The following is a 13,460-nucleotide window of genomic DNA, read 5'->3' as shown; positions in this document are numbered from 1 at the left end:
ATGCGTATATCAAGGAGGATTGATGATGCGGGAAGCAACCACCGGACTCGAAAAACAGATTGAGATCGCGACAAAACTACTCTCTCTGTCGGCAAAAATCGGATTACTGATTGGCGGTACGTGCATCGTCAGTTATTTATTGAGCAACGGTCATTTCCCACAAGGCGTATCCGTTGGAGACAGTTTGCTATTTCTGGTCACGGCGTTTTGCTTTGGGCTGGTTTGTGTTTATTTTTCAGTCTCCGTCACCGCTGTAGGGATATTGCTTTCGCCGCTCTTCATACCGGTGCTTAGAGGTTTTGTCTGGCTACATGGAAAAATCACCGATAAAAAACCCATACTGGAATTCAAACGGCCCAAAATAACCTTCCTCTCGGTGTTTTTTGGAATATGCGGCGCTGCGACCATTTACTTCCTTACCCACAAAAGCCCCTTGGAACACATTCAGCTCATCCTCCTGCCCATTTTCCAGTTCATCGTTTACTCCGCCTATCTGGAACAGAACAAGAAAATAAGCGCAGCGCAGCCGTCGGCACCTGAAATCGTCGATTCCGAGCATCCTGAGCAGAATCCCCACGCCGAAATGAAACCCTTGAAGAGAACCAGGCTCGTGATCGCTGGGGTCATCCTCCTGACGCCCCTTCTCATGGGGGGCGTGACTTCAGACTTGCTGCAAGCGGCCATGAGCTTCGCGCAAATACGTATAGAAAGGGCAACGATTCTGGTGAAACCGCCTTACGCCAACCTGTTGCCAACCCCCAAGGACTCACCGCTGGAAGATTACAAAAGATTTGAAAATGCGACGGTGATTTTCCGAGGTGTTGGCATCTCGACGCTCATTGAAATGCACTCCGAGGGAACGGCGATTCGGTTGGAGATCCCGAATGACTCGATCATTGTCGAGCGCCGTGTGAAGCCCGTTGCCAAAGTCAGGAAAAATCCTGAGAAAACGGAAAGCTGATACCATCCGCACATTGACACGCTGAGCAGAACAACATGAATCGCCGCAAGAAGATAAACCAGTTATTGAAGGCTAACGCCAAGAAAGCCAGTGCCAAGCTGGCTCCCAAAAACAAGAATCAATACATCAGCAAAGCCGACCGATTGAAACTGGAAGCCGAATCCAGTGACGCCCCCCTCACACCCACGCAAAGCTGATCCACATCACCGGCCCCCTCTGAAGCGCTGCGCCAGAACCGCCACGCCTTGCTGCTTACTCAAGGGGTCTTGCAGGGCAACGACGGCCAATGACGCAGTCCAGACCACCGAAACCCCGTAATTGAGTCGCTGGTACAAGCCGAACAAATGACCGTCGGCAAATGCCATCGCCATCAGCATAACCGTCACGATGGCCAGGACTACGCAAATCGCCGAGAACATGGCGAACCTGGACGATGAAAGCAGCGACTTGCCAAGGAACGTCCACAGCGCCCCCGCCAGAGTAAGCGAGATGAACATCACCAGCCCCGCAAGATTGTGGCTTTGCTGCGAGACCGATGGTTGAACCGGCGCACAACCTTGGTCGCAGGAAAAATAGCCGGTCGCGAAGCTTGCCAAACCATGGACGAAAATCAGTACCGCGCTAAACAAGGCCATCGGCGATGCCTTGAACCGTCTCGCCACACCTATTGCGAAAAGCACGAACATCACACCCAGCGGAAAATTGTTCAGCCAAGCAGAGAAGCTGTGGGTTGGCGCTCCCGCGGCGCCTAGTTGGCTCATGGCTTGATCCAGATGGCTGTAGCCTGGATAGGCCCGCGCGGTCAGTGCGACACCCAAAAACAGCCAGAATGGAATCAGTATTCCGCAGCTTAGCAAAGCACGATCAATGGTTTTCATGTGGTGACACTCCGTGTCGTTGTGATGTCCGTTTGTGGGGTGATGTGAAAACTGGCATTGATTCAAGCGTCCACCTGCTCAATCAAGGACAGGGCGCAGGAAACTACGCTCATAGCTCAGAATGAATCGTTGTTCCGTCGCCTGGGCCACCAATTCAACACACTCCGGATCCTGTTCGGCTTTCCTTCGATAGTTTTCGTAGTCGGCCAGGCTGGGGAAGCTGAACAGGCAGTAGGCGATATTGTTGGCGCCTTCGGCGGGTAGAAAATAGCCGTGATGCTCTCCCCCCATTCGGGTCACCACTTCAATCCATTGGCGCGAGTAGCGTTCGAAAGCAGGGATCTGGTAGGGGTCGATAACGTACCGGACATGACAGGTGATCACAGGCTCAATCCTTTGAAACGGAAAAGACCAATTCTACACAGAGTACGATTGAAGTGGCCTCGATAGCTTCTGAACGAAGCAAGCAACGCAGCAGTCGGAGCAACAAGACCCTCGGCAAAGAAACCTGGCTCATGCCCCTACGATCCGCTGCCCTCGCTACGTTGTTCTCTTTGGCTGCCGGCACAGCAACGGCGGCGCCTGAACCGCTGCGCCTGGAAAGCCTGAAACGCTGCGGCGACCTGCTGGAAACCCAGCACCAGGACTGGTGCCTGACCGTACGTGGGTTGGGTGAGGCAACACCGCAGTTGAACCTGGGCGCAAAGGTCATACCCGCAGACACTCTCCAGCGCGAAGGGAAAAACCTGCGCGTGCGCCTGGACAGCGCCGACTACCAGAGCGGCCCGCTCTGGCTGCAGGATGGCCCGCGCGCCAGCAATGCCACCTGGCTGACCTTGCGCAACAGTCACGTACTGGCCGCCAGAGCGGACGAAGTGGCGAAGAACATGGATGGCCTGACCACCTACGTCGACCTGGTCAGCGTGCTGATCGAGGAAGACCGTGACGGCCGTCAGGAAGCCGAGCGCCTGGCCCGCAAGTACGGGGCAACGGTGGTCGGCAGCATCGCGCCACTGAATCTGTACCAACTTCGCCTGCCGGCCAAGGACTTGGTGCAGCGTGACGCCCTGGTGCTGCGCCTGGGCAGCGAGACCAGCGTGGACGCCGTGGTCATCGAGGAGTCCTCGGCCGAAGAAACCGAGCAAGCCGCAGCCCATCCTGAAGAACCGAAGAAGCCAGCCCTGGACTCCGACGAATGGGCCGCGAACCGCTTTCTCGACGCGGTGAATTATTACCAACGCCGCATCCCCAGGCGACAGCCGCCCATCCAGCCGCAACCGGTGCGCATCGGCCTGATCGAGCGCGATGTGGATTTCGACACGACGGATTTCGCCGACTACCTCGGCGCCTGCTCACCGCCGCGCACCTGCGTCTACGCCCGCGATGCAGACAAGCCGGACAACCACGGCACGACCGTCGCCGGCATCCTCGCCGCGCGTTGGGACGACAGCGGCAACACTGGTTTTCTCCGTGGCCTGGACAAAACCAGCGGTGGCTTCGAAGTCATCGTCGAGCGTAACTCCGATGCCGGGATCACCGCCAACATCGCCGCCTCGGTCAACCTCGTGGAGGACGGTGTGCGCGTACTCAACTGGAGCTGGGGCATCCATCGCGTCGGCGCCAAAGACGTCAAAGGCGATGACGTCGATTCGCTGCTGCGCTCGGGCATCGCCATGGGCGGGTACGAGGAGTTGCTGGAGGAGTTCTTCCTCTGGTTGCGCAAGGAACATCCCGACGTCATCGTGGTGAACTCCGCCGGCAACGGTGCCTCGTTCTCGGGCAGCGACGAATACCGCCTGCCCTCCTCCTTCATCACCGAGCAATTGCTCGTGGTCGGCGGGCATCAACGCAGCGAGCGCACCGGCGTCGCCGTCGACGACCCGGCCTATGCGGTCAAGCGCGCCTCCTCCAACATCGACATGCGTGTCGACATCACCGCCGCCGCTTGCGCCCACGCCTCGACGGCCAACGTCGGCCAGGACAGCGCCGTGCATTGCGGCACGTCCTACGCCACGCCCATGGTCGCGGGCCTGCTCGCGGCGATGCTGTCCATCAACCCGAAACTGCAACCCGAGCAACTGCGCACGCTGCTACGCCGCAGCGCCATGACCATCGGCGACAACCACGACTTCGAACAGATGGACGGCGAAGACCTCACTGCGCCCATCCTGCCGTCGGAACGCCGCTTCCAACTCAACGACAAAGACGTCGGCCGCTCGGCCCGGCTGGACATGCAAAAGGCCCTGGACCTGACCGCACAAAGCCGCGACCGCGTGCGTTGAGTCGGCGAGTCAGGGGGCCAGCCGGTAAGTGGACTGCACCAGCCCCGAAGGAAAGCTGCGGCTGGATACCAGTTTCAAATCCACGTCCCGCTCAAGCCCACCGAACAACGGCCGCCCCGAGCCGATCAACACGGGAACGGTGGTGATCACCATATCGGTGACCAACCCCTCGCGCAGGAACGACTGCACCACCTGTCCACCATCCACATAGACGCGCTGCACGCCTTGGCTTGCCAGCTCCGCCAGTAAATCCTCGGGGGCCAGGTTGGAGAAACGCAGCTTGCCCCTCAACGCCTCGGGCACTGGCGAATCGGCCAACTGTTCAGACAGCACCACCACGGGCCGGTCGTAAAACCAGGTGTCGAAGGTCCGCACCTTTTCATAGCTCCCGCGCCCCATCACGATCACGTCCTTGTCGGCGATGAAGGCTGAATAGCCGTGGTCTTCGGACGGGTCGTCGCGTTGTAGAAGCCAGTCGATGTCACCGTCGGCTCGAGCGATGAAGCCATCCAGGCTGGTGGCGATGAAGACGTGGGCGGTGGGCATTTTGGGGGGCCTTTGTTGTGGGATGGTATTGGCGGTTGGTGAAGGGAAATGTAGCAATTTAGATGCGGATCGGATATTTGATGAGAGGTCGGTTTCGGCCCAGACGCGGTCGTTCGACCAAGGGGCAATGCGGTTGACGGGGTGGCGTTTGATGTCCGCATTTTCGGCCATACGCCCGTCGGCGCACTCGCCTATTGAACCTGACTCAAGAGATTGATAGGGTTGCCTCTCTTTCAAAACGCCCTCCCGGTTCGCCGGGAGGGCGTTTTCGTTTTGGTTCCCCCGACCACAAAGGAACCATGACATGAAAGCACCCATTGAAATCAGCTTCGGAGCCGACGCCACCTTAGGGTATGTGCGGTACGGCAATGGCCCCACTCACGTGCTGGTCATGCATGACTGGCTGGGCGACCACTCCAGCTACGATGCCGTCATGCCCTGTCTTGACGGCCATGCGTTTACCTATGTTTTCGTTGATGTGCGTGGCTACGGGCAATCCATTGAACTGGCTGGCGAATTTACAGTAGAGGAGATTTCCTCCGATTGCCTCAGGCTCGCCGACCAGCTCGGTTGGACGCGCTTCCACGTGGTCGGCCACTCGATGACCGGGATGATCACGCAACGTATTGCGGCGGACGCCCCGTCTCGCGTCGCGAGCGCGATAGCGGTGTGTCCCGTTTCTGCCGCTGGCAATCGGTTGAGTCCAGAGGCCCTGGCGTTCTTTGCCAGCACGATAGAAGACGACGAGGCCCTTCGGCGGCTGTTCAAATTCGTGACCGGAGGTCTCTCCGATGGGTGGGTTGATCTCAAGGTCCAACAAAGCCGCGACACAGTCTCACCAGCCTGCCGGGCGAGGTACCTCGAAATGCTGGTCACAGCCAATTTCGTTGATGACGTTCGAGGCCTTGAAACACCGTATTTGGTTATTGTCGGCGACAAGGATCCCGGACTTGATTCCGCGGCTATGACACGCACCTTTCTGGCGTGGCATCCGAACGCAGAACTGCACGTTATCCCCAACTGCGGTCATTACCCGATGCAAGAGTGCCCGCCTTATTTCGCAACCCTTATCGAGGGTTTCCTGAAACGCAACACCGGTTGAGTCCACAGCCAAAAGCTGACACTGCTGTAATGGTTCGTTTAGCTAAATTAACGTGCGTATATGTTGAGTTGCTCAGGAAACAACTTCTCAGAACATCCAGGGTGGGCCCCGTTGTTTGAATGCCAAGGGGTGAACCGCGACAGCCGGAAACTGTCGCGGTCGGTTTACGTTTTAGCGATTAGCGTCGGCCAGGCCAACCTCAATGAAGCGCACGGAACTCTCCATTGCCTGCCGACCTTCTGGCAGCATGGTGGCGTAGAAGTGCCAGGCATGGAACATCGCAGGCCATACCTCCAGGTTGACGCGAACGCGGTTATCCGCCAAATGAGTTGCAAGACGCATCGCATCACTCAACATCAGCTCGTTCTCGCCGATCTGCACCAGAATTGGCGGAAGTCCAGTGACGTCCGCGAACACAGGAGAGGCCAGAGGATGATTGGCCAATGTGTCGCCCAAGAACGCCCTGGCCAGAATATCCAGGACAGGCTTGGAGTTCAGAGGATCCAAACCTTCACGATTGCTCATGGAAGCACCGGTGTGTTCAAGGTTTGCCCATGGCGAAATGGAAGAGCCAACCGCAGGCAATGGAAGTCCTTTGGATTTGGCCGCCACCATCACGCTGACAACCATCGCGCCGCCAGCTGACTCGCCAGAGAATGCAATCTTGTTAGCCGGGATTTTCTGCTCAAGCAACCACTCGTAGGCGCGCAATGTGTCGTCAATAGAGGCTGGGAACTTGTGTTCAGGGGCAAGGCGGTAGTCCGGCATGTACACACGAGCACCGAGCATCTTTGCGTAGTTGCCGCCGATGCCGTGATAGCCGTCTGGACGCCCAACAATGTAAGCACCGCCGTGGATGTACATCACTACTGCGTCGCTTTTGATCTCGTCCGGAGTGACCAGTGTGCCTGGCACGCCACCCATGTCGACTGCTTCAAATTTGACGCCAGCAGGTGCTGGATTTTGCGCGAGCATTTTTGCGTAGGAGTCGCGGATGTCGCTCATCTTTGTGGTGGTATCGATTCCCTTGAGAACGGGTACCAGATCGCTAAGGCTGTTAGCCCAGGTTTGGACGGCTGCTTGTACTTCAATGTTCATAATGACCTCAATTGATCGTTGGGCAACGGAATGGCTAATTGAGATGTTATGCTCATAATTGGGGAATAGGGTTCCCCATAGCCGGGTACTAAGCCGCCCGAACGTTGACGTCCAGAGGTCCCATGGAACTCCATAACCTGAACGATATTGCAGCGTTTGTAAGCTCGGTAAACGCTGGGAGCTTCACTGCGGCGGCCAAGCAACTTGGCCTTACTCGCTCGGCAGTGGGGAAGTCCATAGTCAGGCTTGAGGCTCGATTACAGGTACGTTTGCTGAATCGCACCACTCGTAGTTTGAGCATGACGGATGACGGCCAGGTTCTTTATGAGCGCTGCGTGGGCGTTCTTCAGGATCTGGACGACGTGGAGGATGCCCTTGCGTTTCGTCGTTCGACACCCAGTGGACGACTGCGGATGAGCCTGCCGGTTGCGTTGGGCAGACTTCATGTCCTTCAGCACATTGAGTGCTGTCTGAAGGATTGGCCATCCTTGAGCGTGGATATCACCTTTTCCGACAGGCTGGTCGACCTGATTGATGAGGGATTTGACTTGGCCATGCGCATCGGGCCTCCCAAGGAAGACTCTCGGTTGCTCACGCGCACCGTGGCTTACCAGCAAATGATTACCTGCGCTTCACCCAAGTATCTGGCTGAGCATGCCCCCCCCAAAACGCCCGAAGATCTCTTCGAGCATCAGTGCCTGCATTTCGTGAGCGGCGGGAGACTGCTTCCCTGGAATTTTCGAGTGAGCGGTCGCTCTTTGCCAGTTACTCATGGTGGAAGGCTACAGATGGACAGTGCTGAGTCATTGCACCAGTCAGCTGTCGCTGGCCTGGGTATCGCGACTCTTCCCTCCTACGTGGTTAACGACGATTTGAGGAGCGGCAAGCTCGTTCAATTGCTCGCAGGATATGCAGAGGCCGCAGAGCCTATTCGGGTGATCTACCCGAGCAAGCGGCACCTCTCTCCAAAAATTCGACTCTTCATCGATAAGCTTGTGGAGGCTTGGTCGCCTTTTCCACCATGGGAGCATAATCCGGCGGAAGGTACTCCTCTGTCTGCCCCCTGAGCGAAGCGCATGTTAATGGTCTGGCCCCCTTAGCGACAACACAGACAACCGCTGACCACCGGCTGATCAGGGTCGTTTTCGAGAAAGGTGACCACGACTTCCATGCCCGTCCGGGGCGGCCCCATCTCACAGCTCCAATCGACGGCTCCCTTCAGCCAACAACAACTCTTGTCGTCAAATCGATCTTCACGGTCCCAGGGGAACTTGACCTTGATCCTTCCAAAGCGCAGATCACTCTGGATCCCCTCGCCTTCTAAAGCGACGACTACAGCAGCCTGGTTGCTTGGCACCTGAGGTTTCTTGTGGGCCAACGGCGGACGATAGGGCACACTCCATGGAAGAACGATAAAGCGGTTGCGGTAACCCTGATGAAAGTCATCCTCGTTGTCAGTGCTGCCAGGGGCGATGTCCTCACTCAATACCTGTGGTTGCCTGCCTTCGTGGATGACCTGAGTCAGTAGCCATGGAGCGTTCCACTCCTGGCGCGGATGGCCTGAGATTTCCAGCACATGGCCACTGAGTAACCGAGTCTGGTCGCTCTGCCCCTCAGCTTGCCGATAGGCCGCATGGCGGCGCTCCATACTACGAAGGCGTATCTGCTTGCCGTGCTCGTGACCGGTGGAACGCTCCGGCCTGTGATCTTTTTCAATGTCCAGCTGTTGCTCGAAATCATAGTTGCGGTGCGAGGTACGACTGGTGAGCTGTCCCAAGCGCAGGTTGAGGCGCTTGATCAGTGGCTCGTTGGCCACCCTGTCGCACGCTTGTCCATAAGCAGTCGGGTGCCCCATCCTGGGGAAAACCGCCTGCTCATCACCAAAGACCAGCACATGGCCTTGAGCACTGTGTTGGAAGTGAAAGTGAATACCCTCTTCCTCGCACAAACGCTGAATAAAGTGCAAATCAGTTTCGTCGTACTGGGCGCAGCAGTCACGCTCAGGGTAGGTCGACCCGAGTTGAAACCGATAGGCGTCGCCCAGAATGCCGTGTTCTTCCAGTATCAAGGCGACGATTTTCGGCACCGAGAACCGTTGATAGATCCTCCGGTTGATGCGGTGGCGCAAGTAGGACAGGTGCGGTACGAGGGCCAGGCTGTAGCGCGTCAACCGCTGACCGTTGCGGCCGTGAGCGATGTGATAGACCCGTCCATGGATGCCGTTGCCCTTCGAGTCGAAGGTCAGAAAAGCCTCCACGTCGAAGAGGCTTTCGAGATCCAGATCGGACCGCTCATTAGCAAACTCCACATTGAAGAGGTAAGGCCTGCTGATTGCCTCTTCTCCGGTGAATGCGAGCACTTGAAAATCGTGCTCAAAACCGTCGATGGTCAAACTGAAATGCGTTTGATTGGCTGGGTTGAACATCCGCTGTTCTCTTTTTAAAACCTACTGTTCGCCCCACGCCCATGTATGAAATAAAGGCTTGCATCGAGCATCAGGCGACAAATCAAGTCAGATCAGACACCACTCTTCACTTTGGTCCAGATCCGCGTGCGGATCCGCTCCAGTTTCAATGGCAGTGGCTCAAGTGGAATAAGTGTAGCGATCGTCTTTTTGTCTGGATAAATCCAAGGGTTGTCTCGCAGCTTCTGCTCGACAAACTCAGCGGCATCTTTATTGGCGTTAGGGTATAGCGTGTGGTTTGAGGTCTTGGCGATAACTTCTGGTCGCATCATGTAATTAATGAACGCCATACCTTCTTTGGGATGGGGAGCATCTTTCAGCAAAACCAGATTCTCCGACCAGGAAAGCGCGCCTTCGCGAGGAAGGCTGTAGGCGATCTTGCGCCCGGTGTTGGCCTTCTCGTTGCTGGCCTGTGCAGCAAGGGCACCATTAGCCCATCCCACAACTGCACAGATATTGCCGTCAGCCAGGTCAGCATCGATTCTGGAGGAGTCGAAATAGAGGACGTAAGGACGAATTTTCAACAGCAAGGCTTGGGCTTTCTGGTAATCATCCGGGTTCTTGCTGTTGCTTGGGAGTCCCAGGTAATTCAAGGCAATGGAAATGATCTCACTTGGAGAGTCAAGCATTGCCACCCCACACGACTGGAGCTTACTAATGTTTTCTTCTTTGAAGATCAGATCCCAGCTATTGACCGGCGCATTATCACCCAACGCGCCCCTGACTTTGTCAACGTCATAACCAATGCCGGTAGTGCCCCATAGATAAGGTACGGCGTAGCGGTTACCAGGGTCATTGACCGCGAGCTGGGCCAAGAGCTCAGGATCGATGTGTGAAAAGTTACTCAGCTGACTACGATCCAACGGCTGAAGGACCCCCGCCTGGATCAGGCTTGGCAACACATTGGAGGTCGCCACAACCACGTCATACCCGGTGCGCCCAGCCATGACCTTGCTCTGCATGATTTCAGCGCTGTCGAACGCATCCATATGCACGCTCGTGCCAGTTTCCTGTTCAAACTCCTTTGGCGTCTCCGGCGCAAGCAACCCGAACCAGTTATACAGATACATCCCGGGCTCTACAGCCGCTGCTGATGTACTTATCCCGGCACAGAGAAGCGAGGCGGAAAAAATGGTTCGCAAATGTGACTTTCTCATGCAACATCCTTGTCAAGACGATATGCCCTCATGGCCATCGTTAACCCTGGCAGCGAATATACCGGGTGTTACCGAATAGTAAATACCTACGAATATTTACCCTTGACCTGCCAATCCCTAACCCTAAAGGGGTAGAAAATGCCGTTTGACCTCCATAGCCTGGCTTGGCATCGATCGATTGGAAAGCTGATCATGCAGCTGAATCGCCCAGATTTCTGGAGTTCACTTGTTCGCACATTAAATGAATATGTACAGATCGATAATTGGGTTGTATTGATTTTCAGCAATCAACACGTACAGGTCGTTAGTCTTCCTGAGGTAGCAGATGCGGAAGAGATTGACGCGTTCACTCATCGTTACGTGAAGGGGCTTTATCTACTTGATCCATTTTATATAGCTAATCGAGAAAACCCACAGAGCGGCTTCTTTCATCTATTGGATATTGCACCCGAGTACTTTCTTGAAACCGAGTACTACCACAAGTATTTTGCACAATACATTTCCATGGATGAAGCACAGTACAATGTCCAGCTCGACACCAATAGAACATTGTGCATTTCCATTGGCAGCAAAGTCCGCTTTAGCCAAGAACAGATAACCATGCTTGACATCATCAAACCGTGGGTCACTGCATTGATGCATCAGCGCATGGGTTTTGAAACTGACGTAGAGAAAACCCTGACTGAGCCGCCTCTGTGGCCGGAAACGGTCAATCAGCTTGGCAGCCAAATAACAGCACGCGAGAGTGACGTACTCCGTTTATTACTCAGCGGCTTCTCCAATAAGGAAATAGCCGGAAAGCTGTCCCTCTCGGCGGAGACCATAAAGGTTCACCGCCGCAACATTTACGCTAAATTAAATATCAAGTCACAATCTGAGCTATTTGCTCGATTCTTCATGCCCAAACAGAATATTCCCGCTACCCATTGAAGTCAGGGCTTCGGGCTGATTTGCTCGGTCATGCGCCTGCAAGCATCAAGTTCAGATTCTGCACCGCCGCGCCAGCGGCGCCCTTCCCAAGATTGTCAAACACCGCGGCCAGCAAAACCTGCCCGGTCTCATCATTCTCGAACACCGACAAGCGCAAATCATCGGTTCCGTTAAGCGCTTGAGGATCAAGGGACGTCAACGCTTTAGCTTCTTGCATCGACATCACCTGTACATGGCGCGTATCGGCGTAGTGCTGCATCAGACAGGCATGCAACTGCACTGCGCTCACGCCTGGCGCCAACAACCGGGTTTGCAAGGGTATGGTCAGCACGATCCCCTGCCGAAAAGCGCCATAGGCCGGCACAAACATCGGCCGCTCCGTCAGGCCACTTTGCTGCTGAATCTCCGGAATATGCTTGTGTGCCAGCCCCAGCCCATAGACCTGAAACGCTGACGCTTGAGCTGCGCCTGCTCCCTCATGCTCTTGCACGCCAACGCGTCCTTTTCCGGAATAACCCGACACGGCATGAATGTTCAGCGGGTAATCCCTGGGCACCAATCCGGCCTCCAGCAATGGGCGCAGCAGCCCGATCGCCCCCGTTGGATAGCAACCGGGATTGCTGACCCGCCGCGCAGCGGCGATGCGCTGGGCCTGTTGCGGATTCATCTCTGCGAATCCATAGGTCCAGTCTGGATGGGTGCGGTGCGCCGAACTCGCATCGATCACCCGAACGGCGGAATTTTCGAGGGTCGCTACAGCGTCGCGGGCGGCTTGGTCGGGCAAGCAGAGAATCGCGATGTCGCAGTGGTTGATGGCTTCGGCGCGACGTTGCGGATCCTTGCGATGTTCAGGGCTGAGTGTGAAAAGCCGCAGATCGCTGCGCTCGCGCAGACGTTGGTGGATTTGCAACCCGGTGGTGCCTTGGTCGCCATCGATGAATACAAGGGGACTTGCCATGGAATGCTCTCGGACATTGGAAATCAGGAGCCCAATCTTCAGCGACGCTCTAAGATAGGAAAAGTTGAATTTATAAACGATGAAATTCAGTTTTTCTGAACAAGGAAATCCTCATGCGCGAAATCAGCCTGGACCGTCTGCGCACGCTGGTGGCGATTGCCGACCTGGGATCGTTTGCCGAGGCCGCCCGTGCGCTGCACCTTGCTCCACCCACCGTCAGTCTGCATATCGCCGACCTGGAGGCGCGCGTGGGCGGCAAGCTGTTGTCACGCACGCGTGGCCGCGTTCAGCCTTCAGCGATAGGGAACACGCTGGTAGAACGCGCGCGACGCCTATTGGCAGATGCAGAGCAGGCGCTTGAGGACGTCGAACGTCAGGTTCAAGGATTGGCCGGGCGTGTGCGGCTAGGCGCCTCCACAGGGGCCATCGCACAGTTGCTGCCGCATGCGTTGGAGACATTGAGCCAACGCCACCCCGCGATCGATGTACAAGTCGCGGTGCTCACCTCCCAGGAAACCTTGAAGAAACTTGCCGAGGGCGCTTTGGAGGTTGGTTTGGTCGCGCTGCCACAGTCCCCGGTGAAGGGCTTGCGGATCGAGCCGTGGCGACGGGACCCGGTCATGGCCTTCTTGCCGGCTCGCTGGGAGTCCCCGGAGGTTGTGACCCCCGACTGGCTGTCCGCTCAACCATTGATTTTGAATGACGCCACCACACGCCTTTCGCGCTTGACTGCGGAGTGGTTCGCCAGCGATGGGCAGCAGCCTGCGCCGCGTATCCAACTGAACTACAACGACGCGATCAAAAGCCTGGTGGCGGCGGGATATGGTGCGACGTTGTTGCCCCATGAGGCGGCTACGCCATTGCTTGATAACAGAATCGTCATGCGGCCTTTGAAGCCCTTATTGTGGCGTCAACTGGGGATTGCCCACCGCAGTCGGGACATCGAACGGCCTACGCAACATGTGCTGGACGTGTTGTGGGAGTTGAGCGCGGAGTGATTTTGTCTGGGCATGAGGTATTCTGCGCGGCGTAAAACACGATCCAGGCCCGCGGCGTGCCGCCGTTTGTACGCCCCATTGATTGA

14 protein-coding genes are annotated in these 13,460 nt (G+C 56.4%); 7 read left to right on the top strand and 7 right to left on the bottom strand.

Annotated features, from left to right (window positions below; genetic code table 11):
• The first annotated feature begins 22 nt into the window (after nucleotides 1–22).
• The gene (locus CFII68_RS22225) at nucleotides 23–961 is read left to right on the top strand and encodes a hypothetical protein (RefSeq protein ID WP_024619009.1); all 939 of its coding nucleotides are present in this window, start codon (nucleotides 23–25) and stop codon (nucleotides 959–961) included.
• A gap of 35 nt (nucleotides 962–996) precedes the next feature.
• Nucleotides 997–1,158, top strand: coding sequence for a DUF2986 domain-containing protein (locus tag CFII68_RS26455; RefSeq protein WP_018602217.1), 162 nt, complete (start codon nucleotides 997–999; stop codon nucleotides 1,156–1,158).
• Nucleotides 1,159–1,164: 6 nt separating this feature from the next.
• Here CFII68_RS26455 and CFII68_RS22230 read toward each other — a convergent pair whose 3' ends face one another.
• Nucleotides 1,165–1,839 (bottom strand): DUF998 domain-containing protein, encoded by a 675-nt coding sequence (locus tag CFII68_RS22230; protein ID WP_018602214.1) that lies wholly within the window; start codon nucleotides 1,837–1,839, stop codon nucleotides 1,165–1,167.
• Nucleotides 1,840–1,917: 78 nt separating this feature from the next.
• Nucleotides 1,918–2,223 carry an NIPSNAP family protein gene (locus tag CFII68_RS22235; RefSeq protein ID WP_018602212.1) on the bottom strand — a complete coding sequence of 102 codons (306 nt, stop codon included), beginning with the start codon at nucleotides 2,221–2,223 and terminating at the stop codon, nucleotides 1,918–1,920.
• Between the two features lie 131 nt (nucleotides 2,224–2,354).
• Here CFII68_RS22235 and CFII68_RS22240 point away from each other — a divergent pair, with 131 nt between their 5' ends.
• Nucleotides 2,355–4,121, top strand: coding sequence for a S8/S53 family peptidase (locus tag CFII68_RS22240; protein WP_018602210.1), 1,767 nt, complete (start codon nucleotides 2,355–2,357; stop codon nucleotides 4,119–4,121).
• 9 nt (nucleotides 4,122–4,130) lie between these two features.
• Here the strand turns inward: CFII68_RS22240 and CFII68_RS22245 are convergent, their stop codons facing one another.
• Entirely contained in the window at nucleotides 4,131–4,667 is a 537-nt protein-coding gene (locus tag CFII68_RS22245) for a dihydrofolate reductase family protein (protein WP_018602209.1), read from the bottom strand.
• Nucleotides 4,668–4,971: 304 nt separating this feature from the next.
• Between CFII68_RS22245 and CFII68_RS22250 the strand changes: the two genes are divergently transcribed.
• Nucleotides 4,972–5,769 carry an alpha/beta fold hydrolase gene (locus tag CFII68_RS22250; RefSeq protein WP_018602207.1) on the top strand — a complete coding sequence of 266 codons (798 nt, stop codon included), beginning with the start codon at nucleotides 4,972–4,974 and terminating at the stop codon, nucleotides 5,767–5,769.
• A 171-nt stretch (nucleotides 5,770–5,940) separates the two neighbouring features.
• Here CFII68_RS22250 and CFII68_RS22255 read toward each other — a convergent pair whose 3' ends face one another.
• Nucleotides 5,941–6,867, bottom strand: a complete 927-nt coding sequence (locus CFII68_RS22255) for an alpha/beta hydrolase (protein WP_018602206.1) — start codon at nucleotides 6,865–6,867, stop codon at nucleotides 5,941–5,943.
• A gap of 122 nt (nucleotides 6,868–6,989) precedes the next feature.
• Between CFII68_RS22255 and CFII68_RS22260 the strand changes: the two genes are divergently transcribed.
• Nucleotides 6,990–7,934 (top strand): LysR family transcriptional regulator, encoded by a 945-nt coding sequence (locus CFII68_RS22260; RefSeq protein WP_018602204.1) that lies wholly within the window; start codon nucleotides 6,990–6,992, stop codon nucleotides 7,932–7,934.
• Between the two features lie 29 nt (nucleotides 7,935–7,963).
• On the opposite strand, the gene tssI is transcribed toward CFII68_RS22260, so the two are convergent.
• Nucleotides 7,964–9,292 (bottom strand): type VI secretion system tip protein TssI/VgrG, encoded by a 1,329-nt coding sequence (tssI, locus tag CFII68_RS22265; RefSeq protein ID WP_018602202.1) that lies wholly within the window; start codon nucleotides 9,290–9,292, stop codon nucleotides 7,964–7,966.
• Between the two features lie 92 nt (nucleotides 9,293–9,384).
• Nucleotides 9,385–10,488: a polyamine ABC transporter substrate-binding protein gene (locus tag CFII68_RS22270; protein WP_033062430.1), complete on the bottom strand. Its 1,104-nt coding sequence runs from the start codon at nucleotides 10,486–10,488 to the stop codon at nucleotides 9,385–9,387.
• A 138-nt stretch (nucleotides 10,489–10,626) separates the two neighbouring features.
• On the opposite strand from CFII68_RS22270, the gene CFII68_RS22275 reads away from it, so the two are divergent.
• Complete coding sequence (locus CFII68_RS22275; RefSeq protein ID WP_018602199.1) at nucleotides 10,627–11,418, top strand: response regulator transcription factor; 792 nt, start codon at nucleotides 10,627–10,629, stop codon at nucleotides 11,416–11,418.
• 28 nt (nucleotides 11,419–11,446) lie between these two features.
• Here the strand turns inward: CFII68_RS22275 and argC are convergent, their stop codons facing one another.
• On the bottom strand, nucleotides 11,447–12,376 hold the full coding sequence (gene argC / locus CFII68_RS22280) for an N-acetyl-gamma-glutamyl-phosphate reductase (RefSeq protein ID WP_018602197.1): 930 nt from the start codon (nucleotides 12,374–12,376) through the stop codon (nucleotides 11,447–11,449).
• Between the two features lie 113 nt (nucleotides 12,377–12,489).
• On the opposite strand from argC, the gene CFII68_RS22285 reads away from it, so the two are divergent.
• Nucleotides 12,490–13,374 carry a LysR family transcriptional regulator gene (locus CFII68_RS22285; RefSeq protein WP_018602196.1) on the top strand — a complete coding sequence of 295 codons (885 nt, stop codon included), beginning with the start codon at nucleotides 12,490–12,492 and terminating at the stop codon, nucleotides 13,372–13,374.
• The last annotated feature ends 86 nt before the right edge of the window (nucleotides 13,375–13,460 follow it).

This window comes from Pseudomonas sp. CFII68 (assembly GCF_000416195.1).
Lineage (GTDB): Bacteria > Pseudomonadota > Gammaproteobacteria > Pseudomonadales > Pseudomonadaceae > Aquipseudomonas > Aquipseudomonas kilonensis.
This window is presented reverse-complemented; position numbering and strand designations above follow the sequence as displayed.

Bases quoted from the DNA above. Each gene is read 5' to 3' on its own strand.
- CFII68_RS22230 (WP_018602214.1), bottom strand. From the start codon at position 1,839: ATGAAAACCATTGATCGTGCTTTGCTAAGCTGCGGAATACTGATTCCA.
- CFII68_RS22250 (WP_018602207.1), top strand. From the start codon at position 4,972: ATGAAAGCACCCATTGAAATCAGCTTCGGAGCCGACGCCACCTTAGGG.
- CFII68_RS22275 (WP_018602199.1), top strand. From the start codon at position 10,627: ATGCCGTTTGACCTCCATAGCCTGGCTTGGCATCGATCGATTGGAAAG.
- CFII68_RS22240 (WP_018602210.1), top strand. From the start codon at position 2,355: ATGCCCCTACGATCCGCTGCCCTCGCTACGTTGTTCTCTTTGGCTGCC.
- CFII68_RS22225 (WP_024619009.1), top strand. From the start codon at position 23: ATGATGCGGGAAGCAACCACCGGACTCGAAAAACAGATTGAGATCGCG.
- CFII68_RS22255 (WP_018602206.1), bottom strand. From the start codon at position 6,867: ATGAACATTGAAGTACAAGCAGCCGTCCAAACCTGGGCTAACAGCCTT.
- argC (WP_018602197.1), bottom strand. From the start codon at position 12,376: ATGGCAAGTCCCCTTGTATTCATCGATGGCGACCAAGGCACCACCGGG.
- CFII68_RS22270 (WP_033062430.1), bottom strand. From the start codon at position 10,488: ATGAGAAAGTCACATTTGCGAACCATTTTTTCCGCCTCGCTTCTCTGT.
- CFII68_RS26455 (WP_018602217.1), top strand. From the start codon at position 997: ATGAATCGCCGCAAGAAGATAAACCAGTTATTGAAGGCTAACGCCAAG.
- tssI (WP_018602202.1), bottom strand. From the start codon at position 9,292: ATGTTCAACCCAGCCAATCAAACGCATTTCAGTTTGACCATCGACGGT.
- CFII68_RS22245 (WP_018602209.1), bottom strand. From the start codon at position 4,667: ATGCCCACCGCCCACGTCTTCATCGCCACCAGCCTGGATGGCTTCATC.
- CFII68_RS22260 (WP_018602204.1), top strand. From the start codon at position 6,990: ATGGAACTCCATAACCTGAACGATATTGCAGCGTTTGTAAGCTCGGTA.
- CFII68_RS22285 (WP_018602196.1), top strand. From the start codon at position 12,490: ATGCGCGAAATCAGCCTGGACCGTCTGCGCACGCTGGTGGCGATTGCC.